Origin of the sequence: Microbacterium sp. LEMMJ01, from assembly GCF_002114135.1 — a bacterium.
Classification (GTDB): Bacteria; Actinomycetota; Actinomycetes; order Actinomycetales; family Microbacteriaceae; genus Microbacterium.
This window is the reverse complement of record NZ_NCTV01000032.1, coordinates 1-25,254: the sequence shown is the minus strand read 5'-3', so window position 1 is coordinate 25,254 and position 25,254 is coordinate 1. Positions and strand designations below refer to the sequence as shown.

Annotated in this window: 24 protein-coding genes and 1 tRNA gene; 19 read left to right on the top strand and 6 right to left on the bottom strand. The window is 70.8% G+C overall.

Annotation, left to right across the window (positions count from 1 at the left end; all coding sequences use genetic code 11):
• The 9 genes from xerD to B7W94_RS11180 all read left to right on the top strand — a co-directional run bounded on the left by xerD (nucleotide 1) and on the right by B7W94_RS11180 (nucleotide 8,504).
• On the top strand, nucleotides 1-903 hold the full coding sequence (gene xerD / locus B7W94_RS11220) for a site-specific tyrosine recombinase XerD (protein WP_085606544.1): 903 nt from the start codon (nucleotides 1-3) through the stop codon (nucleotides 901-903).
• Between the two features lie 157 nt (nucleotides 904-1,060).
• The gene (locus B7W94_RS11215) at nucleotides 1,061-1,894 is read left to right on the top strand and encodes a ParA family protein (protein ID WP_164498181.1); all 834 of its coding nucleotides are present in this window, start codon (nucleotides 1,061-1,063) and stop codon (nucleotides 1,892-1,894) included.
• Nucleotides 1,878-2,750: a segregation and condensation protein A gene (locus B7W94_RS11210; RefSeq protein WP_025105144.1), complete on the top strand. Its 873-nt coding sequence runs from the start codon at nucleotides 1,878-1,880 to the stop codon at nucleotides 2,748-2,750. Before B7W94_RS11215 ends, B7W94_RS11210 begins: the two co-directional genes overlap by 17 nt.
• Nucleotides 2,740-3,363: an SMC-Scp complex subunit ScpB gene (scpB, locus tag B7W94_RS11205; RefSeq protein ID WP_085606542.1), complete on the top strand. Its 624-nt coding sequence runs from the start codon at nucleotides 2,740-2,742 to the stop codon at nucleotides 3,361-3,363. The genes B7W94_RS11210 and scpB overlap by 11 nt, the downstream gene beginning before the upstream one ends.
• Nucleotides 3,360-4,157 (top strand): pseudouridine synthase, encoded by a 798-nt coding sequence (locus tag B7W94_RS11200; protein WP_085606540.1) that lies wholly within the window; start codon nucleotides 3,360-3,362, stop codon nucleotides 4,155-4,157. The genes scpB and B7W94_RS11200 overlap by 4 nt, the downstream gene beginning before the upstream one ends.
• Nucleotides 4,154-5,290 carry a prephenate dehydrogenase gene (locus tag B7W94_RS11195; protein WP_025105141.1) on the top strand — a complete coding sequence of 379 codons (1,137 nt, stop codon included), beginning with the start codon at nucleotides 4,154-4,156 and terminating at the stop codon, nucleotides 5,288-5,290. Before B7W94_RS11200 ends, B7W94_RS11195 begins: the two co-directional genes overlap by 4 nt.
• On the top strand, nucleotides 5,283-5,981 hold the full coding sequence (gene cmk, locus B7W94_RS11190; protein WP_025105140.1) for a (d)CMP kinase: 699 nt from the start codon (nucleotides 5,283-5,285) through the stop codon (nucleotides 5,979-5,981). The genes B7W94_RS11195 and cmk overlap by 8 nt, the downstream gene beginning before the upstream one ends.
• Nucleotides 5,974-7,494, top strand: coding sequence for a ribosome biogenesis GTPase Der (gene der, locus B7W94_RS11185; RefSeq protein WP_025105139.1), 1,521 nt, complete (start codon nucleotides 5,974-5,976; stop codon nucleotides 7,492-7,494). Before cmk ends, der begins: the two co-directional genes overlap by 8 nt.
• Before the next feature lie 62 nt (nucleotides 7,495-7,556).
• Nucleotides 7,557-8,504 (top strand): NUDIX domain-containing protein, encoded by a 948-nt coding sequence (locus tag B7W94_RS11180; protein ID WP_085606538.1) that lies wholly within the window; start codon nucleotides 7,557-7,559, stop codon nucleotides 8,502-8,504.
• Nucleotides 8,505-8,800: 296 nt separating this feature from the next.
• Here the strand turns inward: B7W94_RS11180 and B7W94_RS11175 are convergent, their stop codons facing one another.
• The 5 genes from B7W94_RS11175 to B7W94_RS11155 all read right to left on the bottom strand — a co-directional run bounded on the left by B7W94_RS11175 (nucleotide 8,801) and on the right by B7W94_RS11155 (nucleotide 12,421).
• Entirely contained in the window at nucleotides 8,801-10,216 is a 1,416-nt protein-coding gene (locus B7W94_RS11175) for an HNH endonuclease signature motif containing protein (protein WP_085606536.1), read from the bottom strand.
• A 39-nt stretch (nucleotides 10,217-10,255) separates the two neighbouring features.
• On the bottom strand, nucleotides 10,256-10,630 hold the full coding sequence (locus B7W94_RS11170; RefSeq protein ID WP_025105136.1) for an RNA-binding S4 domain-containing protein: 375 nt from the start codon (nucleotides 10,628-10,630) through the stop codon (nucleotides 10,256-10,258).
• Nucleotides 10,630-11,298 (bottom strand): lysoplasmalogenase family protein, encoded by a 669-nt coding sequence (locus tag B7W94_RS11165; RefSeq protein WP_085606534.1) that lies wholly within the window; start codon nucleotides 11,296-11,298, stop codon nucleotides 10,630-10,632. The genes B7W94_RS11170 and B7W94_RS11165 overlap by 1 nt, the downstream gene beginning before the upstream one ends.
• A gap of 62 nt (nucleotides 11,299-11,360) precedes the next feature.
• Entirely contained in the window at nucleotides 11,361-11,816 is a 456-nt protein-coding gene (locus B7W94_RS11160) for a hypothetical protein (RefSeq protein WP_085606532.1), read from the bottom strand.
• Nucleotides 11,813-12,421 carry a GNAT family N-acetyltransferase gene (locus B7W94_RS11155; RefSeq protein WP_085606530.1) on the bottom strand — a complete coding sequence of 203 codons (609 nt, stop codon included), beginning with the start codon at nucleotides 12,419-12,421 and terminating at the stop codon, nucleotides 11,813-11,815. Before B7W94_RS11155 ends, B7W94_RS11160 begins: the two co-directional genes overlap by 4 nt.
• 108 nt (nucleotides 12,422-12,529) lie before the next feature.
• On the opposite strand from B7W94_RS11155, the gene B7W94_RS11150 reads away from it, so the two are divergent.
• A tRNA-Pro gene (locus tag B7W94_RS11150) sits at nucleotides 12,530-12,606 on the top strand.
• 88 nt (nucleotides 12,607-12,694) lie between these two features.
• On the opposite strand, the gene B7W94_RS11145 is transcribed toward B7W94_RS11150, so the two are convergent.
• Entirely contained in the window at nucleotides 12,695-13,333 is a 639-nt protein-coding gene (locus tag B7W94_RS11145) for a TetR/AcrR family transcriptional regulator (RefSeq protein WP_085606528.1), read from the bottom strand.
• Between the two features lie 72 nt (nucleotides 13,334-13,405).
• Here B7W94_RS11145 and B7W94_RS11140 point away from each other — a divergent pair, with 72 nt between their 5' ends.
• The 9 genes from B7W94_RS11140 (at nucleotide 13,406) to B7W94_RS11100 (ending at nucleotide 25,241) form a co-directional block, all read left to right on the top strand.
• Entirely contained in the window at nucleotides 13,406-14,449 is a 1,044-nt protein-coding gene (locus B7W94_RS11140; protein WP_085606526.1) for an agmatine deiminase family protein, read from the top strand.
• Nucleotides 14,446-16,167 (top strand): amidase, encoded by a 1,722-nt coding sequence (locus B7W94_RS11135; RefSeq protein WP_085606524.1) that lies wholly within the window; start codon nucleotides 14,446-14,448, stop codon nucleotides 16,165-16,167. The genes B7W94_RS11140 and B7W94_RS11135 overlap by 4 nt, the downstream gene beginning before the upstream one ends.
• Nucleotides 16,164-17,267 (top strand): C45 family autoproteolytic acyltransferase/hydolase, encoded by a 1,104-nt coding sequence (locus B7W94_RS11130; protein WP_216353899.1) that lies wholly within the window; start codon nucleotides 16,164-16,166, stop codon nucleotides 17,265-17,267. Before B7W94_RS11135 ends, B7W94_RS11130 begins: the two co-directional genes overlap by 4 nt.
• A gap of 19 nt (nucleotides 17,268-17,286) precedes the next feature.
• A complete protein-coding gene (locus B7W94_RS11125; protein WP_085606522.1) occupies nucleotides 17,287-18,930 on the top strand; it encodes an amidohydrolase in 1,644 nt (547 codons plus the stop codon).
• Between the two features lie 69 nt (nucleotides 18,931-18,999).
• A complete protein-coding gene (locus tag B7W94_RS11120; RefSeq protein ID WP_085606520.1) occupies nucleotides 19,000-20,463 on the top strand; it encodes a purine-cytosine permease family protein in 1,464 nt (487 codons plus the stop codon).
• Nucleotides 20,464-20,547: 84 nt separating this feature from the next.
• On the top strand, nucleotides 20,548-20,898 hold the full coding sequence (locus B7W94_RS11115) for a hypothetical protein (RefSeq protein ID WP_085606518.1): 351 nt from the start codon (nucleotides 20,548-20,550) through the stop codon (nucleotides 20,896-20,898).
• A gap of 37 nt (nucleotides 20,899-20,935) precedes the next feature.
• Nucleotides 20,936-23,998 (top strand): hypothetical protein, encoded by a 3,063-nt coding sequence (locus B7W94_RS11110; RefSeq protein ID WP_139833314.1) that lies wholly within the window; start codon nucleotides 20,936-20,938, stop codon nucleotides 23,996-23,998.
• Nucleotides 23,995-24,450 (top strand): DUF6389 family protein, encoded by a 456-nt coding sequence (locus B7W94_RS11105; protein ID WP_085606513.1) that lies wholly within the window; start codon nucleotides 23,995-23,997, stop codon nucleotides 24,448-24,450. The genes B7W94_RS11110 and B7W94_RS11105 overlap by 4 nt, the downstream gene beginning before the upstream one ends.
• A 59-nt stretch (nucleotides 24,451-24,509) precedes the next feature.
• Nucleotides 24,510-25,241 (top strand): LysR family transcriptional regulator, encoded by a 732-nt coding sequence (locus B7W94_RS11100; RefSeq protein WP_085606511.1) that lies wholly within the window; start codon nucleotides 24,510-24,512, stop codon nucleotides 25,239-25,241.
• The last annotated feature ends 13 nt before the right edge of the window (nucleotides 25,242-25,254 follow it).

Here is a 25,254-nt window from a genome sequence, read left to right as displayed (position 1 = left end):
ATGCAGCTCGATCGCGCCCTCGACGCGTATCTGCGTCACGTCACGATCGAGCGCGGCCTGAGCGCGCACACGGTCGGCGCCTACCGGCGGGACCTCGAGGGCTACCGGGACTGGCTCACGGCGGAGGGGATCGACGACACGGCGGACATCACGCCCGCCGTCGTCGACCGCTTCATCGCCGACCGCGCCTCGGCGGAGCCGCTGCCGGCCGCGACGAGTCTGGCGCGCCTGCAGTCCTCGGTGCGCGGCTGGCACCGGTTCCTCGCCCGTGAGGGCATTGAGGCGGACGATCCGACCGGACGGCTCCGCCCGCCGAAGACCCCGCGCCGGCTGCCGAAAGCGCTCACGATCGACCAGGTGGAGCGGCTGCTCGCCGCGCCGTCGGCCGAGGAGCCGCTCGGCATCCGCGACCGGGCGCTGCTGGAGCTCCTCTACGCCACGGGCGCCCGGGTGTCGGAGGCGGTCGGGCTCGACGTCGACGACATGGCGCACGGCGAGGTGCTGCGCCTGCGGGGCAAGGGCTCGAAGGAGCGCATCGTCCCGGTGGGGTCGTACGCCCGTGCCGCCGTCGACGCCTACCTCACCCGGGTTCGCCCGGAGCTCGCCGCGAAGGGCCGCGCATCGGCCCGGCTCTTCCTCGGCGCACGCGGTGCCCCGCTCTCGCGACAGAGCGCCTGGCTGGTGATCCGTTCCGCCGCGGAGCGCGCACAGCTCACGACCGAGGTCTCCCCGCACACGCTGCGCCACTCGTTCGCGACGCACCTCCTGCAGGGCGGTGCCGACGTGCGGGTGGTGCAGGAGCTGCTGGGGCACTCCTCGGTCGCGACGACGCAGATCTACACGCATGTGTCGGTGGATGCTCTCCGTGACATCTACGCGACCTCTCATCCCCGGGCGCGCTGACCGCGCAGGCCGCGGCCGGTACCGGGACCGCCGCGCGCCGAGCCGGCTGGGGAACGCTGGGCGGCTACAATCGAGCAAGCACGAAGGAGCAGGAGAACCGGTGGCTGAGAAAGTGGCGAAGTCCAGGGCGAAGGCGCAGAAGGCCGACGACACCCCCATGGGACCCACCGGCCGTCCGTACCAGGGCTTCCCGATCCCGGCGCCTCTGAAGTCTCACGGCCCGGCCCGCATCATCGCGCTCTGCAACCAGAAGGGCGGCGTCGGCAAGACGACCACCTCCATCAACCTCGCCGCCGCGCTCGCGGAGTACGGCCGCAAGGTGCTCGCCGTGGACTTCGACCCGCAGGGCGCGCTGTCCGCCGGTCTCGGCATTCAGACGCACGACGTCCCGACGGTCTACGACCTCCTGCTCGACACGAAGCGCGACGCGCACGACGCGATCGTGCACTCGAACGTGCCCGGTCTCGACGTCCTTCCCGCGAACATCGACCTCTCCGCCGCGGAGGTGCACCTCGTCAACGAGGTCGCCCGCGAGACGATCCTCGCCCGCGTGCTGCGCCAGGTGGCGGGGGAGTACGACGTCATCCTCATCGACTGCCAGCCGTCGCTCGGTCTGCTGACCGTGAACGCGCTGACGGCGGCGCACGGCGTCATCATCCCGCTCGAGTGCGAGTTCTTCGCGCTCCGCGGTGTCGCGCTCCTCATCGAGACCATCGACAAGGTCCGCGACCGGCTCAACCCCTCCATCGAGATGGACGGCCTGCTGGCGACGATGTACGACCCGCGCACGCTGCACTCGCGCGAGGTGCTGGAGCGCGTCGTGGAGGCGTTCGGCGACGACGTGCTGGAGACCGTCATCGGCCGCACCGTGAAGTTCCCGGACGCGTCGGTCTCGGGGGTCCCGATCACCGAGTTCGCTCCGGAGCACGCGGCCGCACAGGCATACCTGCGGCTGGCCAGGGAGCTGGTCGCCCGTGGCGCCGTCGCCTGACGAGCTCGGTACCGCTGAGGTCCCGGCACCCGCCGAGGCGATCGACACCGCGGAGCCGTCCTCCGCCGACGATGCCGCTGGGTTCCGCGTCTCGCTGTCCAACTTCGACGGCCCCTTCGACCTCCTGCTGAACCTCATCTCGAAGCACGAGATGGACATCACCGAGGTGTCGCTGAGCGCCGTCACCAACGAGTTCATCGCGTACCTCGCCGACCTGGAGGACGAGGAGGAGCTCGACCAGGCGTCGGAGTTCCTCGTCGTCGCCGCGACCCTGCTCGACATGAAGGTGGCGGGCCTGCTGCCGCAGGGCGAGCTCGTCGACGCCGAGGCCGTCGCCCTGCTCGAAGCGCGCGACCTGCTCTTCGCCCGTCTCCTGCAGTACCGCGCGTTCAAAGAGGTCTCCGCATGGTTCTCGCGGTGCCTGCAGCGGGAGGACCGCCGTCATGTGCGTGCGGTACCGCTGGAGGAGAAGCACCGGAAGCAGACACCAGAGCTCGTCTGGTCGCTCACGCCCGACGACTTCGCGGCGCTGGCGCTGCTGGCCTTTGCGCCGAAGGAGATCCCGCACGTCGGACTCGACCACTTGCATGCGCCCTTGGTCAGCATCCGCGAGCAGGCCGCGATCGTCGTCACGCTGCTGCGCGGCACCGAGTCGCTGAGCTTCCGCGAGCTGGTCGCGGGCGTCTCGGAGCCGGGTATCGTCGTGGCCCGCTTCATCTCGGTGTTGGAGCTGTACCGCCACGCGGCGCTCTCCTTCGAACAACTGGAACCGCTCGGGGAGCTCACCCTCCGCTGGGCCGCCGACTCCTGGTCGGACGAGACACTCGCGACCCTGGGGGCCGACTATGACCGATGACGTGACCGCGGCAGAGACCGGCCTCCCCGACGAGCCCGACGCCGTGACGGGTTCCGAGCTCCCGCTCAGCGAGCGTGTGGAGGCGATCCTCTTCATCGTCGACGAGCCGATCGGCCTGGTGGCCCTCGCCGCCGCGGTCGGCGCGCCGGTGCCCGCCGTCCGGCAGACGGTCGAGTCGCTGGTCGAGGACTACGACGGTCGAGGCGCGGGTCCGCGGCGCGGCTTCGAGCTGCGGGAGGTCGGCGGTGGATGGCGGCTCTACGTCCGCGAAGACCTCGATCCGGTCGTGGCGGAGTTCGTCGGCGGTCAGGCGCCGGCCCGGCTCTCCCAGGCGGCGCTGGAGACGCTCGCCGTGATCGCGTACAAGCAGCCGGTCACCCGGAGCCAGGTGGCCTCGATCCGCGCGGTCAACGTCGACTCCGTGGTCCGCACCCTCCTCGCGCGGGGGCTGATCACCGAACTGTTCGCCGATTCCGAGACCGGTGCGATCAACTACGGCACCACCGATGCGCTCCTCCAGCATCTCGGTATCAACTCGCTGGATGAGCTTCCGCCGATCTCGCCGCTCCTCGACGACGGCGCCGACGGCTTCGACGAAGGGACGGTCCGATGACCACCGACGCCCACGACTCCACCGCTCCCGAGGGCGTGCGACTGCAGAAGGTGCTCGCCGCTGCCGGCGTCGCCTCCCGTCGGGTCATCGAGCAGTACATCGTCGAGGGACGCATCCGCGTGAACGGCCAGGTGGTCACCGAGCTCGGTCGCCGCATCGACCCGGAGCGGGACCTCGTGGACGTGGACGGCACCGCGGTGCAGCTCGACGTGTCCAAGCGGTACGTGATGCTGAACAAGCCGACGGGTGTGGTCAGCAGCATGCGCGACGAGAGCGGACGCCCCGATCTCCGACGCTTCACGAAGGACTACGAGGAGCGGCTGTACAACGTCGGGCGTCTGGACGCCGAGACCAGCGGACTGCTGCTGCTCACCAACGACGGCGAGCTCGCGCACGTCCTCGCGCATCCCTCCTTCGGCGTCACCAAGGTCTACATCGCGAAGGTCGAGGGGAGCGTGACGGCGCAGACCATCTCGAAGCTCACGAAGGGCATCGAGCTGGAGGACGGCCCCATCGCCGCCGACAAGGCTCGGCTGCTGGACACGTCGCGCGGCTCGAGCCTCGTGGAGCTCACGCTGCACTCCGGCCGCAACCGGATCGTGCGCCGGATGATGGCCGCGGTCGGCCATCCGGTCACGGAACTCGTGCGGCGACAGTTCGGTCCGCTGCACCTGGGAACCCTCCCGGCCGGTCGGACGCGGGAACTGAGTAAAATCGAACTCGGCGCGCTGCTGACTCTCGCGCGCCGGGAATCCGGTGTCGCCGAGGCGCCAGGCGAGCAGGAGAGCGAATGACCCAGACGACGAGTGCGCCCGCGGCGCGGAAGAGCGGTGCCGTGGCGCCGCGTCTGTCCGGCACCGTGCGCATCGTCGGCGCCGGGCTGCTCGGTGCCAGCGTCGGCCATGCCCTGCGTGCGAAGGGCATCGACGTCGTCCTCACCGACGCGTCCCCTGCGCAGCTGCGCCTCGCCGTCGACTACGGCGCCGGACGCCTTCCGCAGGATGACGACGCCCCGGTGCTCGTCGTCGTGGCCGTGCCGCCGGACGTGACCGCCGACGTGATCCAGGCCGAGCTCGAGCGGTACCCCGACGCCGTCGTGACCGATGTCGCGAGCGTGAAGCTCGAGCCGTTCCGCACACTCCGGGAGCGGGGCGTGAACCTCGCCCGCTACATCGGCTCGCACCCGCTCGCCGGTCGGGAGCGCGGCGGGGCGATCTCGGCGAGAGCCGATCTCTTCATCGGCCGGCCGTGGGTCGTGTGCCGCGACGAGGACACCACCGCGCGCGACCTCGCGCTGGTCGAGGCGCTGGCCCTCGACGTCGGCGCGATGCCGCTGGAGATGACCCCGGAGGAGCACGACCGCTCCGTCGCCCTCACCTCGCACGTGCCGCAGGTCGTCGCGAGCCTCCTCGCCGGTCGTCTGGCCGGGGCCGAGGAGGGCGCTCTCCGCCTGGCCGGGCAGGGCGTGCGAGACACGACGCGCATCGCCGCGTCCGCTCCGGAACTGTGGGTGCAGATCCTCGGGGCCAACGCCGGTCCCGTCGTCGAGATCCTCGACGCGCTCGCGACCGACCTGAGCGAGGTCGCCGACGCGCTGCGCGCTCCCGGGGCCCCGGGTGCCCGACGCGTGCTCGCCGAGACCATCCGCCAGGGCAACGACGGCGTCGAGCGCCTTCCCGGCAAGCACGGGCAGAACCGACGCTTCGAGACACTGGTCGTCATGGTCGACGACACCGCCGGTCAGCTGGGTCGCCTGTTCGGCGAGCTCGGCGAGCTGGGCGTCAACGTCGAGGACCTGCGACTGGAGCACTCTCCGGGCGCGCAGTTCGGCCTCGCCGAGATCAGTGTCGACCCCGCGGCGCTGCACGGCGCGATCACCGGGCTCCAGGAACGCGGCTGGCGCATCGCAGGGAACACCAATGACTGACACCTCCACCATCTCCGCCACGAAGTTCATCGCCATCGACGGGCCCGCCGGGTCCGGGAAGTCGAGCGTCTCCAAGGCGATCGCGCGTCGCGAGGGCTTCGGCTACCTCGACACCGGGTCGGCCTACCGGGCTCTCGCCTGGCATGTGCTCGATCGCGGTGCAGACACCGACGACGCTGAGGCCGTGCGCGCCGCGGCCGCCGACTTCCCCGTCCGCCTCGGGCTCGATCCGGACGACCGCACGGTGCGCGTCGGCGACGTCGACGTGACGGACGCGATCCGCGAACCCCGCGTGTCCGGTGCCGTGAGCGGCGTGGCCCGCGTGCCGGAGGTGCGCGCCCAGGTCAACGAGCTCTTCCGAGCGCTGGTCGCCGAGGCGCCGTACCCGGCCGTCGTCGTCGAAGGACGCGACATCACGACCGTCGTGGCACCGGATGCCCCCGTGCGCATCCTGCTGACCGCGGCACCGGAGGTGCGGGCCGCCCGTCGCGCGGGCGAACTCGCGGGCGAGAACGCCGCCGCCGTGGCGGATGCCCTGCACAAGCGCGACGCCTCCGACAGTGCCGTCGTCGATTTCCTCAACGCCGCGGAGGGCGTGGAGGTCGTCGACTCGACCGCACTCGATTTCCCCCAGACCATCGACGCCGTCCTCTCGGTGATCGAACGACTCCGAGGAGCAGACCGTGGCTGACGACGAATATGAAGGCGGTCCCGACCAGCTCGCCGAGAAGCTCGAGCAGATCGATGACCAGCTCGCCGAGCAGCGCGCGGAGACCCTGCGCGCCGGGCTCGCCGACTACGAACTCGACGACGAGGACGCCGCGCTCCTCGCCGGCGTGGCGCTGGGCGAGGACGGCATCGAGTTCCTGCCTGCGCTCCCCGTGGTGGCGATCGTCGGGCGGCCGAACGTGGGCAAGTCCGCGCTCGTGAACCGGATCCTCGGCCGTCGCGAGGCGGTCGTGGAGGACACCCCCGGCGTCACCCGCGACCGCGTCACGTACAAGGCCGAGTGGAACGACCGCCGCTTCACGGTCGTCGACACCGGCGGCTGGGAGCCCGACGCCCGCGGCATCGACCGTTCGGTCGCGGCTCAGGCCGAGGTCGCGATCGACCTCTCCGATGTCGTGCTGTTCGTCGTGGACGCCATGGTGGGCGCCACCTCGACGGACGAGCACGTCGTGAAGCTGCTGCGCAAGAGCGGCAAGCCGGTCTTCCTCGTCGCCAACAAGATCGACGACGCGCGTCAGGAGCCGGAGGCGGCCGCCCTGTGGAACCTGGGTCTCGGCGAGCCGCACCCGGTCTCCGCGATCCACGGTCGTGGTGTCGCCGACCTCCTCGACGCCGTGCTGACGAAGCTGCCGGAGATCTCCGCGGTGGCGAAGCAGGAGATCGGCGGTCCGCGCCGCGTCGCGATCCTGGGGCGCCCGAACGTCGGCAAGTCCTCGCTGCTGAACAAGGCCGCGGGGGAGGAGCGTGTGGTCGTCAACGATCTCGCCGGCACGACGCGCGACCCCGTGGATGAGGTCGTGGAGCTCGGCGGCAAGATGTGGCGCCTCGTCGACACGGCCGGTATCCGTCGCCGCGTGCACATGGCGCAGGGCGCCGACTTCTATGCGTCGCTGCGCACGTCGGCCGCGCTGGAGAAGGCCGAGGTCGCCATCGTCGTCCTCGACGTGTCGGAGTCGATCAGCGAGCAGGACGTGCGGATCATCGACCTCGTGCTCGAGTCCGGTCGCGCGCTCGTCCTGGCGTTCAACAAGTGGGATCGCCTCAACGACGACGACCTGGAGAACGCCGACCGCCGCCGCTACCTGGAGCGCGAGATCGAGCAGGACCTCGCCCACGTGGCCTGGGCCCCGCGGGTCAACATCTCGGCGAAGACGGGTCGTCACCTCGACAAGCTCGTCCCTGCGCTCGAGATGGCGCTGGAGAACTGGGACCGCCGCATCCCGACCGGCAAGTTCAACGCGTTCCTCGCCGAGCTCGTCGCCGAGCACCCGCACCCGGTGCGCGGCGGGAAGCAGCCGCGCATCCTCTTCGGGACGCAGGCCTCGACGCGTCCGCCGACGTTCGTGCTGTTCACGACCGGTTTCCTCGACCCGGGCTACCGCCGGTTCATCCAGCGCCGCCTGCGAGAGCTCTACCCCTTCGAGGGCACGCCGATCGTCATCAACATGCGCGTGCGGGAGCGTCGCCAGCGCTGACTCGTTGCCGCGCATGTCGCGGCGGTGGCGCCGGAGCCCCGATGCTGTGAAAAGCTGAGGGGGTGACTGTCGTACCTCCCGCCGCCGGTGAACCGCGTCGCCCCGAGGGGCCGCGCGATCCCGGCGATGCCTGGGTGGTCGCGGACACCGGTGAGCGGTACTGGGGGCGCTTCGGTGCGGCCGGTCTCCTCGCCGTCGATCCGGAGCGCGGCATCCTGCTACAGCATCGCGTGGCGTGGAGCCACTTCGGCGGCACCTGGGGCCTGCCCGGCGGCGCGCTGCACGAGGGCGAGGCGGCCATCGTGGGCGCCGTGCGGGAGGCGCAGGAGGAGGCGGGAGTGCCGGATGGTGCGGTGCGGCCGCGCTTCACCAGCGTGCTCGACCTCGGCATCTGGTCCTACACCACCGTCGTCGCTGATGTCCGGACGCCGTTCGACCCCGTGATCAGCGACCCCGAGAGCGTCGCGCTGTCGTGGGTGCCCGTCGAGGACGTCGACGGGCTGCCCCTGCACCCCGGCTTCGGTGCGGCGTGGCCGATGCTGCGGGCTCAGCTCTCGGCGCACCCGGTGGTCGTGGTCGACGGCGCCAACGTCGTGGGCTCGGTGCCGGACGGCTGGTGGAAGGATCGCGCCGGAGCCGCCGCACGACTGCGCGATCGTCTGACCGGGCTGGCCGTGTCCGCGGACGACCTCGGCCTCGCGGGGGACGCCTGGTTCCCGGAGGTCTCGCTCGTCGTGGAAGGTCGCGCGCGGGACATCGCGGAGGCCGCTGCGGGGGGATCGCCGGCAGATCCGGCGGCCGCAGAAGCCGGAGTCGCGGGCTCGGCTCTGGACGTCGTGCGCGCGGAGGGCGCCGGTGACGACGCGATCGTGGCCGAGGTCGAACGCCGGGTCGCGAGCGCGTCGCCGGTTCTCGCGGTGACCAGTGACCGCGAGCTGCAGTCCCGCGTCGAGGTCGCCGGGGCGCAGGTGCGCTCGAGCGGCTGGCTCCTCCGTCTTCTCGACGCCTGAGCGAGACGCGGGCGCCACGCTCCGCGGATCCCGGTACTCGTACAGTGGCGTGACGTGGCATGGCATGGCGTGTGGTCTGAGGCTGCGCGCCGTGGTCCGATGTGGTGTCGCACGACGTGGTCTGATGTGGTGTGGCACGACGTGGTCCGACGGCGCGGATCAACGTCGCTCGACGCGGCCCGGATCGACGTGGTCTGACGTGGCGTGGCGCGCCACGACGTGGTCTGGCCTGGCGCGGATCGACGTGGCCCGCGCCACCGCGCTCGAAGGACCCGTCGTCGTGATGGCGCCGCGTTTCAGACGAAGGCAACCCGACGTGGGGCGTGATCGGTGTGGACCGCGCCGAGGGGACTTCGCCATTCGAGGACCCCACCGAGTCGCTGTCGCACTGTCCAGCGCTGAGGCTCCGGGATATCGGGGTGCTTCAGCACGTGGTGTCCGCGGCAGAGGTGCGCGAGGTTGTCGACGCGGGTGGGGCCGCCCTTCGCGTGATCCCAGGTGTGGTCGATGTCGCAGCGGTGTACCGGCTGTCGGCACCCGGGGAACCGGCAGTGCTCATCCCGGGCCCGGAGCAACCGGCGCATGCTCTCGGTCGGGCTGTAGGCGTCCGTTTCGATGACCTGCCCGTGCGGATCGAGGAACAACCGCGTCCAGCCCCCGTCGCGACCGGCCAGAGCTCGCGCGATGTCCGGGTGCAGAGCGCCGTGTCCGTCCAGTTCGGCCGGACGGTCATCGAGCCCCGCGAGGGTCGTAGCCGCCACGGTCACCTGCAGGCGGCCGCGCACGCCCGTGAGGCCCTCGCCCTCGACAGCGCTCGGATCGGCGGTGAGGAGCAGATCGGTCAGAAGGTCGGCCTGCACCTGGCTCCAGGTGCGGGTGTCTGCGGGGAGCGATTCCGCCTCGGGGTCGAGGGCGAAGGTGCCGCCATCCGCGCTGGAGATCGTGGTGCCCGACCGAGGAACGTCGCACGAGTGATCCGTCGCGACGTTCTGAGCAGTCAGCAGATCGTCGTGTGTCGGAGTCGGGGGAGGTGTCGCTCCGCCCGCATCGCGCCCCCGGATCACCGTTCGCGTGAGCTGATTCAGCCGGTCGGCGATCGCCACCGCCGCCCATTCCGGGAGGATCGCGGTCAGGACGGCGAGGCCGTCGTCGACCGACCGCACCGTGACACAACGCTCGTCCGCGGCGCGGCGGTGTCGCTCCGTGATCGTCTCGCCGACGAGCGCGGAGGCGACGCGGCGGGCATGCACCCGCGTGCGCGCTGCGGTCTCGGCTTCGGCGACGACGAGCACCGCCGTCTCAAACAGCGCCATCGTCTCTGGCGCGACGACGCGGTTGCGGATGGCCTCGGCCACCACGGCGCTCGCTCGTGCGACCTCCCGGACGTGTGCGGAGCTCAGAGCCCCCGTGTGGAAGGCCTCTCGCACGCGGGGGAGTGCCGTGCTCAGGGCGAGAGCATCAGCGAACGCGAACTCCATGGTGCCGGTGGAAAGACGCGCCGCCGTGGCGTACTCGGCGACCATCGAGCGGTGGATGGCATCGCGGTGGTGCGGGGCCGCGGCCACGTCTTCGTCATGGAAAGCGATCTGCGCCACCAGCAGCTCCGCAGCCTCTGCCTCCAGCGCCGCGATGCGTCGACGAGTCTCAGCCCAGGCGTCTCGCACGCGCCGCCGCTCCTCCAGGCTGAGGGGATCGGTCGGCTGGTTCGTCATACCTCGATTTTAGAACGTATGTTCGAATCGCGGAAGGATTCAGTCGTGTTGTATATCGCCTCGTCCGCGGAGGCGATCGATGTCCCGACGCTCCCGCTTCGTCGGTCGTCCGGCGCCCCGGTCCCGGACGCCGAGGGCTGCCTGCGGCTCGCGTTCCGGCGTCCGGTCCTCGTAGGCGAGGGCGGCGAGCGGCGCGCCGACGCGCTTGACGAGGATCTGGCGCACGATCAGGATCCGGTCAAAACCCGCGATGCGGATGCGGAGCTCGTCGCCCACGCGAACCGCCTGTGCAGCCTTCGCCTTGTCGCCGTTGACGCGCACATGCCCCGCACGGCATGCGGTGGTCGCCGCTGACCGGGTCTTGTAGACGCGCACCGCCCAGAGCCAGCTGTCCACCCGCGCGCTGTCGACCATCAGGCGGCCCTCCGCTGCAGGGAGACGAGGGCGCCAGCGACGATCAGGCCCTGGCCGAGCGTATAGGTGAGCATCACGGCGGGGCTGCTCCAGGCCGGGAGCGCGTCGGGCAGGAAGAGTCGGAAAGCGAGGATCGTGTCGCTCGCCAGGAAGAACGCCCCGCCCGTCGCGACGAGCGGATGGCATCGCGCAGCGAACGCCGCGGTGCCCGCGAGGAGCAGGCCATACAGCGCGACGCCGACGAGGAGCGGGCCCGTGTGCGGGCCGAGGACGAGGATCATCGCGAGCCACCAGACGGCGTAGATCGCGGTCCACCACGGCAGGCGACGGCGCGCGAGGTGGCGGGCGAAGAGGACGATGTAGGCGATGTGCGCGAGGCCGAAGAAGGCGAGCATGAGCGGAAGCTCGGGTGCCGCGGGGAACAGCGCGCCCGCGCCGTCGCCCAGCCAGGAGAAGAGCACGGCGACGAGGAGCAGGGCCACCGTCACGGGTGGGTGGATTCGCCGCGCCGCCACCAGGACCGGTACCGCGAGCAGTGGCATCAGCAGCAGCTTCGTCGGAGCCGCGAGATCGTGGTCCAGTGCGAGAAGCGCGACGTGCAAGGCGGAGAGTACGGCGTAGGGGACGAACGCCCACACGATCGCGGGCGGGAGGGTGCGGCGCTGCATCCCTCCATCGTATGACCGGAGGGGCATGTCGTCGCGAAGGCGGTCGATCGGACCGGCCCGCGTCAGGACTCGACGGTGACCGTCGCGACGGCACCCTCGGCATCGAGGTGCACGGCGGGCCAGTAGCCCTCCGGGAAGTGCTCGCCGCAGGAGTCTGTGAAGTGGAGGACGACGGTGCCGTCGCCGGAGGCCTCGATGGTCTCGAGGTCCAGGTCGTCCGCCGCCTCGTCCAGGTCGCTGGGGTCTGGGTCTCCGGTGCTGAACGTTGTCACCACGGCATCCGAGGCGACGCGGCGGAGGCCCGGGAGGCCGGCGATGACCGTGCGCAGCCGGGGGAGCAGCGGCGCGACCTCGTCTGGCGACGCGCCCTCGACCATCAGCTCGTAGGTGCTGCCGTCGACCTCGACGCTGCCGACGAACCAGTCGTGGGTGAGGACGGAGCCGTCGTCGAGCTCGGAGGTCGCCCGGTGGAGCGGTCCGAGGTCGGGATCGTCGAGGGAGGAGTTCGCGGCGCTCATGCCTTCACGCTATCGCTCCCGTTCGGTGCGATTTCCAGGGCGACCAGCACGCGCCCCGGCTTCATCACCGCCTTCTCCGTGAAACCCGCGCGGAGGAACGTCCTGATCGTGCCGTGGTACAGATCGTTCGCGTGCTGCTTCTCGCCGCGGGTGTCGACGGGATACCCCTCGATGAGACGGGCACCCGACTCCCGCGCGAAGGCGATCGCGGCGTCGAGCAGTTCGGTGTTGAGCCCGGTTCCCCGATGCTCCCTGCGGACGACGAAGCAGGTGACGGCCCACACGGACTCGTCGTCGAACGGCTCGGTGCTCGAGGCGGCGATCATGCGGGTGCGGGGGATCCGGGCTTGCCGGGTGCGCGGTCCGATACGGATCCAGCCCGCGGCCTCGCCGTCGACGTACGCGACCAGTCCCGGAGGGGGACCCTCGTCGATCTCGGCGCGGAACATATCGGTGCGCTGAGGCGTGGTGGTCTGATTCCAGTCCTTGTTCGGCAGCACCGGCCAGATGCACTGGCAGCTCGCCCCATCGCCCCCGCCGGTGAGCGCGTGCTGCACGTCATCCCAGCGGGCGGTCGTCGCCAGCGCGGTCGTGATCGTCGACATGCAGGCGACGGTACAAGCAGCTTCCGACACCCCGCAACGGCTCGGTTCGCGAGAGGGCCTCTGGTGCGGCTAAGATAGGGGAGTTGCCTGCGCGAGAGTGCAGAACAACGGGCTGTGGCGCAGCTTGGTAGCGCACTTGACTGGGGGTCAAGGGGTCGCAGGTTCAAATCCTGTCAGCCCGACCATTTCGGGGCCGGAATCTCGCACGAGGTTCCGGCCCTTCTGCATTCCTGGGATCGCCGAGGGCACGAAGAGGGCACGCCTCCGCGACCGTCAGCGCGTGGGAAGGAGCTCCGCGATCGTCCCCTGGGGCGCGCCGACCAGCGTCTCGCAGGCCTGTGCCAGCCGAGCGGCGAACAGCGCGGCGTCGGTGCGGCGGGTCAGCGCATGTGCTGCGATGCCGTCGATCATGGCGAGGATCTGCCAGGCCACAGCATCCGTGTCGTCGGTGCGGAACACGCCGGAGCCCCGGCCCTCCTCGATGAGCTGCGCGATGAACGACTGCCAGGCGCCCATCTGCTCGTCGATGGCCGCCGACAGCGCTGCACTGCCGCGGCCGAGGGACCAGGCGTCCACCCACACGAGCGTGATGTCGTCGTGATCGCTGCTGAGGACCGTGGAGATCATCCGCGCCACCCGAGCCGCCGGCTCGCTCTCGGTCTCGGCCTGGGTGCGGACGTCGTCCAGTTCGGACGCCGTCAGCTCGCGGAAGGTGCGCGCGACCAACTCATCCATGCTGGATGCGTAGTGCGAGACGAGCCCCGGCGCCACCCCTGCCCTGCTGGCGACCGCCCGCAGCGTCAGTGCGGACAGTCCCTTCTCCCCGGCGATCGCGATCGCGGCGTCGTAGATCTCGCCGGCGCGCTGCTCCGGCGTCTTCCTGGTTCGTGGACGCGTATCGGATGTTGACATGGTGCCTCCAGTGTAGGAACATTCCTGTATTGGTCACATGACCAACAAGCCGTTGTCGGCAAAGGAGATGACATGGGCTGGCGGATGCCGCACGAGGGCGAACGGCACGAACGCACCTGGATGGCGTTTCCGCGCGTGGGTGTCACCCTGGGCGACGGTGCTGCTTGGCGCGACACCGCGTACCGCGCGTGGACCGACGTCGCCCTGGCGATCGCCGAGTTCGAACCGGTGACGATGGTCGTGGACCCGACCGAGATGGCGCGGGCGCGGGACATGCTCGGCTCGGCCGTCGAGATCGTCGAGTCGCCGCTGGACGAGTTCTGGATGCGCGACTTCGGCCCCACCTTCGTCCTCGACGACGATCGGCCAGGCGTCCTCGGCGCGGTCGACTGGATCTTCAACGGCTGGGGTGCGCCCGCATGGGCCGAGTGGCAGGTGTCGGCCGGCATCGCACGCATCGTCGCCGCACACGTCGGAGCCGAGCACATCAGTTCGGTGCTCGTGAATGAGGGCGGCGGTCTCCACGTCGACGGCGAGGGCACGGTGCTGCTCACCGAGACGGTGCAACTCGACCCGAACCGCAACCCCTACGCCGACAGAGGCCGCGTCGAGGCCGAACTCGCACGCACGATCGGCGCGACCACAGCCATCTGGCTGCCCCGAGGCCTCACGCGCGACTACGACGAGTTCGGCACCAACGGACACGTCGACATCGTCGCCGCGTTCGCCGCTCCGGGCCGGGTGCTGCTGCACCGCCAGGACGACGCGGGACACCCCGACCACGTCGTCACGCGGGAGCTGAAAGCGTTCCTGCAGGACCAGACGGATGCCGCGGGCCGCCCGCTCGAGATCATCGACGTCCCGGCCCCCGAGACTCTCCGCGACGACGACGGCTTCGTGGACTGGAGCTACATCAACCACCTCATCGTGAACGACGCCGTGATCGCGTGCGGGTTCGGTGAGGACGCTGCCGATGCCCGTGCGCGGGATATCCTCGGAGCCGCGTACCCCGGGCGACAGATCGTGACCGTCGACGCACGCCCGATCTTCGCGCGCGGCGGCGGCATCCACTGCATCACCCAGCAGCAGCCGGCGACGAGCGAGGCACCCGCATGATCGATGTGGTCGACGCGTCCATCGCGGACCTGCGGCGAGCGCTGGAGACCGGTGCAGCGACGAGCGTCGCGCTGGTGCAGGCCTATCTCGCCCGCATCGACGCGTACGACGCACCCGGCACCGAGACCGCGCTCAACGCGGTCGTCGTCCGCAACCCGGGCGCACTCGCCGAGGCGGCGGCGTCCGATGCCCGCAGGGCGGCCCGGCACTCGCTCGGCCCGCTGGACGGTATCCCGTACACGGCGAAAGACAGCTACCTCGTCACCGGGCTCACCGCGGCATGCGGTTCCCCGGCGTTCGCGGATCTGATCGCGCAGCGGGACGCGTTCACGATCGAACGGCTCAGGGCCGGCGGGGCGATCTGCCTCGGGCTGACCAACATGCCGCCGATGGCGAACGGCGGGATGCAGCGCGGTGTGTACGGACGGGCGGAGAGTCCGTACAGCGCCGACTGGCTGACGAGCGCATTCGGATCCGGCTCCTCCAACGGATCGGGCACCGCGACCGCCGCGAGCTTCGCTGCCTTCGGACTCGGCGAGGAGACCTGGTCGAGCGGTCGGGCACCGGCGTCGAACAACGCCCTCTGTGCATACACGCCCAGCCGCGGCGTCATCTCGGTGCGCGGCAACTGGCCGCTGGTGCCCACGATGGACGTCGCGGTGCCGCATACCCGTACGATGGCCGATCTCTTCGAGGTGCTCGACGTGATCGTCGCCGACGACGCCGACGTCCGCGGCGACTTCTGGCGCGCCCAGCCGTGGGTGCGTATCCCTGCCGCATCCGAGGTGCGTCCGGCGTCGTACCGCGACCTCGCCGCGGCCGACCCTCGTTCCGCTCTCGCCGGCCGGCGCTTCGGCGTGCCGCGCATGTACATCAATGCCGATCCGGATGCCGGCACCGGCACCACCATCGGAGGCGCGTCCGGGCAGCGCATCGTGACCCGGGCGTCCGTCATCGACCTCTGGGAGCAGGCGCGCCGAGACCTCGAAGACGCCGGCGCCCACGTGGTCGAGGTCGACTTCCCGGTCGTCACCAACTACGAGGGTGACCGCGCCGGGGCGCCGACCGTGCGCACCAGGGGACTGGTGTCCGAGCGGTTCCTGCGCTCCGAGATCGAGGATCTCTCTGCCTGGGCGTGGGACGACTTCCTGCGCGCGAACGGCGACCCCGCGCTCGATCGGCTCGAACTCGTCGACGGCGCGCGCATCTTCCCGCATCCGGAAGGTGCCCTCCCGGATCGCTACACCGGTTTCGATGACGAGATCGCCGGGTATCCGGCCCTCGTCCGCGAGCGCCCGTACGCGTCATTCACCGACATCCCGCATCTCGAGGAGGGTGTGCGCGGGCTCGAGGAGACCCGCCGCGTCGACCTCGAGGAGTGGATGGACGCGCTCGGCCTCGACGCCGTGATCTTCCCCGCCGTCGCCGACATCGGCCCCGCCGACATGGACGTGAACCCGGCATCCGCCGACGCCGGTTGGCGCAACGGGGTGTGGGTCGCGAACGGAAATCTCGCGATCCGTCATCTCGGCATCCCGACCGTCACGGTGCCGATGGGCACGACGGCAGACATCGGGATGCCGGTGGGGCTGACCATCGCGGGCCGCGGCTGGGACGACACCGCCCTGCTGCGCCTCGCCGCCGCGTTCGAGGCGACCGGCGAGCGCCGCACTGCACCGCCGCGCACTCCCGCCCTTCCCGGAGAGGAACTCTCGTGACGTCGCCCTTTCCGCGCCCGGAGCGGCGCTTGCAGATCACGGCCGATGCCTCGGATCCGCTCCAGCGCGGCGTCGAGCGCGGCATGCAGCTGCGGGAGACTCTGCCCGGCACGATCGACGCGTATGATCGGCTCTTCCGCCTCGGCGCCGTCGACGAGAAGACCGTGCGCGACGACGCCGAACGGCTGCTCGACGCGGTCGACGCCCACCGTCCGGCGCTGCGTGCGCAGATCGAGGGCATCGCCGCCGGTGCGGACGCCGAGATCTGGCGCGTCGCCGCATTGAACGGCCGCACGGAGATCCTGTCCCGCAGCGTCGCCGTACCGCCGGGAGAGTGCTCGACCATCATGCGCTCGATCCGCGATGCGGACGGCCGCGCGCGCACCCTCGGCGTGCAGACGTGGGACTGGCACATGGAGATCGCGCCGTACTGGCACACGATCATCTCGCGCGGCGGCGTCCACGACTACGCCGGGCTCACCGAGTGCGGCATCCTCGGCAAGATCGGCGTCAACAGCGCCGGCGTCGCGCTGCACTTCAACATCCTGGGGCACCGGTCTGACCGGCCCGAGGGCATCCCGATGCACGTGCTCGCCGCTCTCGTGCTCGAGGAGGCCTCCAGCGTCGCGCACGCCGTCGAGCTGGTGCGCGAGGCGCAGGTCACGAGCTCCGGCTCGTTCGCGCTCTTCGACGCCGCAGGCGACGCCGTGCTGCTCGACATCAGCCCCGAAGGCGTGTTCTCCGCGCCTGCCATCACCGAGGGCACCTGGCTGCGCACGAATCACTTCCTCACCGAAGCACCGGCGGCGCACGAGAAGACCTGGCTGTACCAGCCCGACTCCGGTCTGCGATGGGAGTTCCTGCGAGACCGACTGCTGTCCGTCGGCGCGCCGACGGATGCCGAGCAGCTGCGCGCGATGCTCGTGACCGGCGACGGCGAGCCTCCGGTGACCTGCGTACCCGACCTCGCGCTTCCGATGGGACAGCGGTGGGCCAGCCTGGCCACCGTCGTGCTCGACCCCGTCGGTCGTCGGGCCGACGTGCTCGACGGCACTCCGGCTAAAACCGCCACCCGCCCGCATCTGGCGCTCGCGCTCTGACCCGATCGAAGGGACCACCATGACCGACACCGCCACCGTCTATCGCAACGCCACCGTCTTCGACGGGCTCGCGGATGCTCCGGTGCAGTCCGCGTTCGCCGTGCGCGGCGATCGCATCCTCGCTGTCGGCACGGAGACGGAGGTCCGCTCCGCGGCAGGTGAGGGTGCCGCGGTGGTGGACCTTGACGGGGCCTTCGTGATGCCCGGTGTCATCGAGGCGCACGCGCACCTGGCCATGTTCGGCCACGCGCAGGGCAAGGTGCAACTCCGCGACTGCACCTCGGTGGCACAGATCCAGCAGCGGCTGCTCGAGGCGCGGGCGATGAACCCGGACGCGACGATCATCGAGGGCGTCAGCTGGCTGTTCGACGCTCTGCCTGACGGCGTCACCCAGCCGACCGCGGCGATGATCGACGAGGTGATCGACGACATCCCGGTCTTCCTCGACGCGAACGACCTCCACAGCACCTGGGTGAACACAGCCGCGCTGCGCGCTGCCGGAATCGACCGCGACACCGTCGACCCGATCGGCGGCCAGGTCGTGCGGGACGGCGACGGAGAGGCGACCGGGTTCCTGCTCGAGACCGCGGCCATGGATCTGCTCGCGGACTATCTCGACGGCATCCGGACCGAGGAGGAGGTCGACGGCCACCTGGAGCTCGCCTTCGCCGCGTATCTGGCGGCCGGCGTCACCGGTGCCGCCGACATGGGGATGACAGAGCAGTCGATGGCGGCGCTGCGGCGTCGGCTCGACCGCGACGGTCGGCTGCCGTTCCCGGTCACCGCGCACTGGTGGCTGAGCTCCACCGGCGACCCGGCATCCGATCTCGCCCAGGTCGAGCGTGCGGTCCAGCTGCGTGACGAGCTCGAGGCCACGGGCACGCCATGGCTGAAGGTCGTCGGAGTGAAGTTCATCCTCGACGGCGTGATCGACGCGTGCACCGCCGCGATGGTGCGCCCGTACGCCGACGGCTCGAACGCCGACCCGATCTGGAGCCGCGAGGCCGCGACGCCGGTCGCGATCGCTGCCGACCGCGCCGGCCTGCAGCTCGCGATGCACGCGATCGGAGACGCGGCGAGCGCACTGGCCGTCGACCTCGTCGAGGCCTGTGAGCGGGCGAACGGCACCGGCACCGCCCGCCGCCCGCGCATCGAGCACTTGGAGTCGGTCGCGCCCGAGACGGTCGCACGGATGCGCGCGCATGGCATCGCGGCATCCATGCAGCCGGTGCACTGCGACCCCGCCATCCTGGACAACTGGATGGCGATGCTCGGAGATCAGCGCGCTGAGGACGGCTTCCCGTGGAACTGGTTCCGCGACGTCGATGTTCCCATCGCGCTGGGTACCGACGCCCCCACCGCGCCCCACGAGGCTCTGCACAACCTGTTCATCGCGATGTCCGGGCGATCCTCGATCGACCGCGCGCTGCCGCCGTACCACCCCGAGCGTGCGTTCACCGCCGCGCAGGCACTCGCTGCGGCGACGTCCGGCGCGGCCCACGTCGGTGCGATCGACGACGCCTACGGCCGGATCGCGCCCGGTTTCTTCGCGAACGTCGCCGTGCTGGACATCGACCCGCTGTCCGCGCCGACCGACGACCTGCTCACCGGTGCCGTGCTGCTCACCCTCGTGCACGGCGAGGTCGCCTACCGGCGACCATGAGCTCCCGCTCCTGAATCCCGAACGCCCCCTGCACTGACGCAGGAGGGTGCCCGTCCTGGAAGGACCGTCATGTCCGACACATCCGCCACCCCCGCTCCCGGTGCCGTCGCGCCCGGATCCGAGTCCGATTTCGTCGACTCCGCGAGCACCCCCGAGACCCGGGGCATCGAACTCATCGACGACGCCCAACGGCACGGGAGAGCGCGCGATCTGTTCTTCGTCTGGAGCGCACCGGGCGTCAGCGTGCTGAACATCACGGTCGGCGCCTCGATGACGCTCGTGCTCGGCCTGGAGATCTGGCAGGCGCTGCTCGTGATTCTGGCATCGAGCGCGCTCGCTCTGCTGCCGGGTATCGTCGCCATCTCCGGACCGGCAGCCGGCACCTCCGGCTCGGTGGTCCAGCGAGCGATCTACGGCATCCACGGCAACAAGATCGTCATCGCGTTCTACGGCTGGTTCATCTCGGGCGTCTTCCTCGCGCTGAACTGGGTGGCGGCGTCATTCATCGGCGGCGAACTGCTCGTGCGGTGGGGCTTCCCCGATCCGATCGCGGCATCGATCCTGGTGGCGGTCGTGGTCTCGACGATCACCGTGGTCGTCGCCGTGTACGGTCACGCCCTCATCCTGAAGGCCTACCTGGCGATCTCGATCGGGCTGTTCGTGATCTTCGCACTCGTCATCGGCTTCATCGCCCCCGCGCTGGATTGGGGATTCGCGCAGCCCGAGCCGCTCAGCGGGCTGCCGCTGTGGGTGAGCGTCACGATCGCGTTCGCGCTGATGGCATCGTCGCCGCTGTCGTTCAGCAACAGCGCCGACATGGCCCGTTATCTGCCACGCGACACCAAAGCGTCCGGCATCATCGGCGCGACCGCGCTGGGACAGCTCTTCCCCGCGGTGCTCATCACCGCCTTCGGCGTCGTGCTGGGCGGCGCCATCGGGCCGGACAGTCTCGCGAACGGCATCGAGTACTCCCTGCTCGAGAAGCTGCCGGTGTGGCTCGCCCCGCTGTTCGTGCTCGGCGTCCTGGTGAACTGCATCTCGCTCAACGGCATGACGACCTACACGGCGAGCATGGCGCTGCAGTCGATCGGCGTGCCGATCCGCCGCATCCCCTCCGCGATCCTCATCGGTGCGCTCGGCTGCGCGTTCACGATCGTGCTCGTCGTGGCATCCGACCTGATCAGCGCCGTCAACCTGATGCTGCAGTTCCTGCTGATCATCTCCGTGCCCACGATGGGCGTCTACGTCGCCGACATCGTCCTGCGCCGCAACCGGTACTCCGGGACCGACCTGTTCGACGAGCGGCCCGGCGGCAGGTTCTGGTACACCGGCGGCTTCGGCATCCCGGGTCTCGTCTCCGTGGTCGCCGGTGGCTTCGCCACCGCGATGTTCCTGTCGACCACGGTGTGGACCGGCCCGCTCGGCGCGGCGCTGGGCGGGCTCGACCTCTCGGTGCCGGTCGGACTCCTGGTCTCGATCGGCCTGTACGCCGTGCTCGCAGGACGGACGGTGCGCACGCAGATCGGCGGTTGAGCCCGGCGGCCTCCGCGGTTGCTCTCTTCGGCCTCGGGCGTCAAGGGGGTAGGGCGCCGTCGTCCCCCGTCCTACCGTTCCCCCATGGCTATCGAACTGAACCGACCGGCGCTGAAGCTCGCGCGTTCCCTTGTCCGAGACGGCAAGGTCGTGCGGGATGAACGCGACGACTGGTCCGAGGCGGCGCCGAGCGCAGAGGACGAGAACCGCTTCATCGACGAGCACGGATGGACGGAGTTCGCCCACTGGCACCTCGGCATCGACAAGAGCGAGAACCCGGATACGAAGAAGGCGTACAGCTTTCCCTTCGGCGACTTCCAGAAGGTGCGTCGTTCCGGCGTGATCTCGGGGGAGAGCCGCGCCGGGCAGTATGACCACGAGGAGATCCGCGACGAGCTGCGAAAGCTCCTCGACCTCATCGACTCCGAGGATTGACGCCGCGCGTCCGTATGCTCGTCGCAAGGCTGTTTCGATGACGACGGGGTGGGGCATGGTCGATGACACCGGCAGGGACGACACGGACGCGAGCGGCGAGACGGAGGACGACCTCCCGTACTACACACCGCCGTTCGGCAGGGAAGAGGTCCCCGGGTTCCTCGACCGACTCGTCGCCCACCTGCTCGCGGGAGAGACGCGCGAGGCCTTCACGTTCGAGGGGGTGGAGGTCGAGGAGTCGCAGGGCGTCTGGCTGCTCCCGCTCGGCGGCTACGACCCCGACGCCGACGAGTCGCTGCAGCCGAACCCGCCCGCGGACCTCGTGGTCCCCGAGGGCGGATTCGCCGCCTACGCGGAGGAGTGGACGGAGGGCGTGCGCCGGACGCTGCACGAAGCGTGGGGTGCGCCGATGGTCCGGAAGCCGTCGCTCGTGGGGGAGAACCAGGATCCGGAGGGCATCCTCGACGTGGTCCTCGTCTCGGTCGGCATCCCGGAGGCGGAGATGTGGGACCGCGGCGATCTGTACTGCGTGCTGGTCACGAACTGGGACGCCGAACCGCGGGAGAGCATGCTGCGCCAGGCGATGGTCGTACTGCCGCGGGAGTACGCCGTCGGCAGCCTCAGCGCGCTCCTGCCCGAGGAGGACATGCACAACGACCTCCTCATGAACGGCGAGCATCCGCTCGAGCTCCGACGCCGCGCCTGGCTGCTGAGCACACTGTTCGGCGCCGGGGAGGTGCGGCTGCGCGACGTCGACACCCCGGCGTCCCGCTTCAGCCTGCAGTCGCGCAGCGGGGTGACGACGGTCTGGACGTTCACGGACGACGGCCGCATCCTCGTCCTCATCCAGGACCCGACGTCGACGTTCGCGGACGAAGCGCCGGCGCAGTTCCTCGCGGAGGTGGCGCAGCAGCACGGTGGCGATGCGGCGGATGCCGCGGATCCGTCCGAACGGGAGGCGGACCTGGCGGAGGCCTGGCTGATCCTGGCCGCGCGCATGCTCGACAGGGTTCCGGACGACCTCCGCGCCCTCATCGCCGCCCGAGGCGAGGACGCCCGCGGCGAGGTCGCGGAGCACGACCTGGAGTTCCGCATGCTCGGCGACGAACCCGTGCCGGTCATCACCGGCGCGGTGTGGTTCGACGGGGAGCACTGGTGCGTCTCGCCCTCGCTCATGGAGATCGGCCGCCGCAACGACTTCGGCATGGACGACTTCGGCTTCGGCGCCGCGGTGCGGCAGCCGTATCGCCTCGGCGGCGCCCTCACCGTCGACGAGATGTCGCGGGAAGGGGACGAACGACGCACCTGGTTCGAGCGGGTCTTCGCCGCGTGCCCGTACCCGGAGCAGGACCGCCCGTCCGACACGGACCGCCTCGGCTACGCGGTGCCGACGAGCGGCGACTATCACGACCTCGTGGCGGACATCGAGCGCGTCACCAGAGCGTGGTGGGAGCGCTCGCCGGAGGACGCCGACTGGGCGGATCGGACGTTCGAGATCGGCGGACGCGGGCTCCGCGACGACCACGGTCGGGCGCTCCGCGTCGTGCTCGCGTCAGGGGAGGTGTGGACGGTCGATGCGCTGCAGGCCTGGGCGGACGACCTCATCGGCGTCATGAGCGAAAGGTGGGGAACGGCCGGGGAGATCCATGCTCGCAACGAGAAGACCGGGATCGATCGCCGCAGTCCGCTCACCCGCGTCATGCGCGCCACGGGACTCCTCACCGCGCCGCTCTGGTGGGTGAACGGCCATGCGGTCGCTGTGGTCGCCGGAACGCCCGATCCCTCGTACGGCGACGACCCCGAGGTCATCATCGTCATCGCGCGACCGGACGCCGTGCTCGACCTCGCGCGCGGGAGCAACCCGTGGGAGCTCCGCATCCGCGCCCGGATCATCTCCGACGTCTCCGCCCTCGTGGGCGGCGCCCCCGCGTCCGGACCCTTGCCGTGGAACGGCCCGCCGCTCGCCGGCTCCTCCCTCGTCCCCGATGCGATGCGCGGCGGCTTCCGCACCGGAGACCACTTCTGGACCTGGTACTTCACCCACGACGGGCGCGGCCTCCTCCTGTCCCATCCGACGGGTCCCGACGCCGCCGCCCGACCCGAGCCCTCCTTCGAGGAACAGGTCGCCCTGTTCTGCGGCGTGCCCGACGACCTGCTGTCGCTCGTGGTCGACCGAGACCCGGGAGGGTTCTTCCCGGTCGTGCATCGCGGGGCCTCGGCCCCTGGCTCCGCTGGGACCGAGAACCTCCTCGCCGGCGCGGCGACCCTGCCCGCCGTGCACGCGGTGTTCTGGCGGGACGACGTCGACTGGCGCGCCTCGGAGGGGATGCTGCAGCGGGTCCGTGACGCCCTCGACCCGGACGATGTGGACACGACGAACCCCCTGGAGACCATCTACTCCGAGGCCCTCGGAGTGCCGCAGCTCCAGTGGGCTCTGCGGATGGGGGAGCGCATGGGGCCGCCGACCCTCCTCGATGCGTCGTACGCGAGCTTCGTCTTCGATCGGGTGCCCGAGCGGGAGGAGATCGAGCACGTCTACGCGGGCCTCGGGGTGTTCCCCGATCTCGCACTCACCGGCACGCTCAACGACCTCCTCGACGTCGTCGTCGATGCTCCGGGGTACCGCTTCCTCCTCGATGCCGCGCTCAGCAACCCGCACCCCCAGCGCCGCCGCGAGCTCGCGCTCTGGCTCTTGGACCAGCGCCTCGACGCGTCATCCTTCCTGTCGTTCCTGAGCCCGGTCAACGTCCTCTTCACCAACCCCACGCTGGGCGCGGAGGATGAGCCGGTGCTGCGACGCCTGCTCGAGTCGGGCGCGATCCCGGGCCCGACACCCGTCGCGACGCTCCCGGAGGGGCATCCGTTCGTGCAGCTGCTGCATCGCGACATCGAGGAGACCGCACTGGCGCCGCTGGTGCGGACCCTCCTCGTGCACGGCGACGTCGATCCCGCGACGCCCGCTCTCCCCGACGGTCGCAGCTTGCTGGACTTCGCATCCGGCGCCTTCCCGCACGGGCGGTCCCGAGATGCGCTCGCGTCGGCGATCCGAGAGCTCGTCGCGGGCGGCGCCGTGGACACCGACGCCGAGCCGGAGCGATGAGCGCTCCGGAGCCCGGAGCGCGCGTGGACGACGCCGAGCCCTACGCCCGTGCCCTGCGAGCCGTGCTCGACGAGGAGAGCGAGCGCGTCGCCGCCGCGCTGGGGGACCTGCATCGGGCCGCCGTCGAAGCGGAGAGCGGTGTGGAAGCGATCCTCATCGACGTCTTCGTCGACCAGGACGGCGAGGGCCCCTTCGACGTCTGGGCGCGGTTCGACGGGGCTGACGCCTTCGACCTGGACCGGCGGTTCGACGAGCAGCGCCGCCTGTTCGGCGTGGAGTGGACGGCGGACGGCTGGGAGCCCGCGGTTCCCTCGCGCCCGCGCGGATGGACGCGGGATCGCCTGGAGGAAGCCGTCCTCGTGGTCGTCGCCGAATGGATAGAGGGCCTGCTCCCGGCCGGTGCGAGGGAGGGCCTCTTCTGGGTGGGTGCTCCGGACCTCGGCTACGCCTGACCAGGCGGGGACTGCCGCCGACCGCCCGCCCGGCCGTCGGTCGGTGATAACGTCGGGCTATGAGTGACCGCGTGAGCGTCGAAGCCCTCCGCTATGCCCAGGCCGTCTCGGAGACGCACTCCTTCGGCGCTGCCGCGCGTGCCTACGGCGTGACGCAGCCGGCCCTCTCGACCGGCATCTCCAAGCTGGAGGACCGCCTCGGGGAGCGCCTGTTCGAGCGCTCGCCCCGGGGGGTCGTCCCGACGGCTTTCGGTGCGCATATCCTCCCGGTCATCGACCGCGCGCTCCTCGCCGTGGACCAGGTCGCCGCCGAGGCCGCACGCTGGAACCGGTCGGCCGACGCGCGGGTGCGCGTCGGCGTCTCGCCGCTCATGAATCCGGCCATCGTCGCGCGCGCCTACACGGCCGTGTGCGCGCTTCCCGCCTCGCCGGCGCCGCGGCAGCTCGTCCTCCGCGAGGCGAATGTCGCCGATCTGCGGCGCGAGCTCTCCGCCGGGGAGCTGGACCTCATCCTCGTCCCGTCCGTCGCCCCCATGCCGCGGTTCCGGCACCGCATCGTCGACGCGGAACCCGTGGTCGTCGTCGACCAGGAGCCGTCGCAGGACGGCCCCGTGGAGCTCAGCGACCTCACCGACACGCCCCTCATCCTGATGCCGGACACGTGCGGATTGACGACCTTCACCACCGACCTCTTCGCCGCGAACGACGTGCCCTTGAGCGCCTATGACGGCGAGGCCGCGACCTATCGGGTGCTCGAGGAATGGGCGAAGCTGGGCCTCGGCACGTCATAGGCGCTCAAGGGCA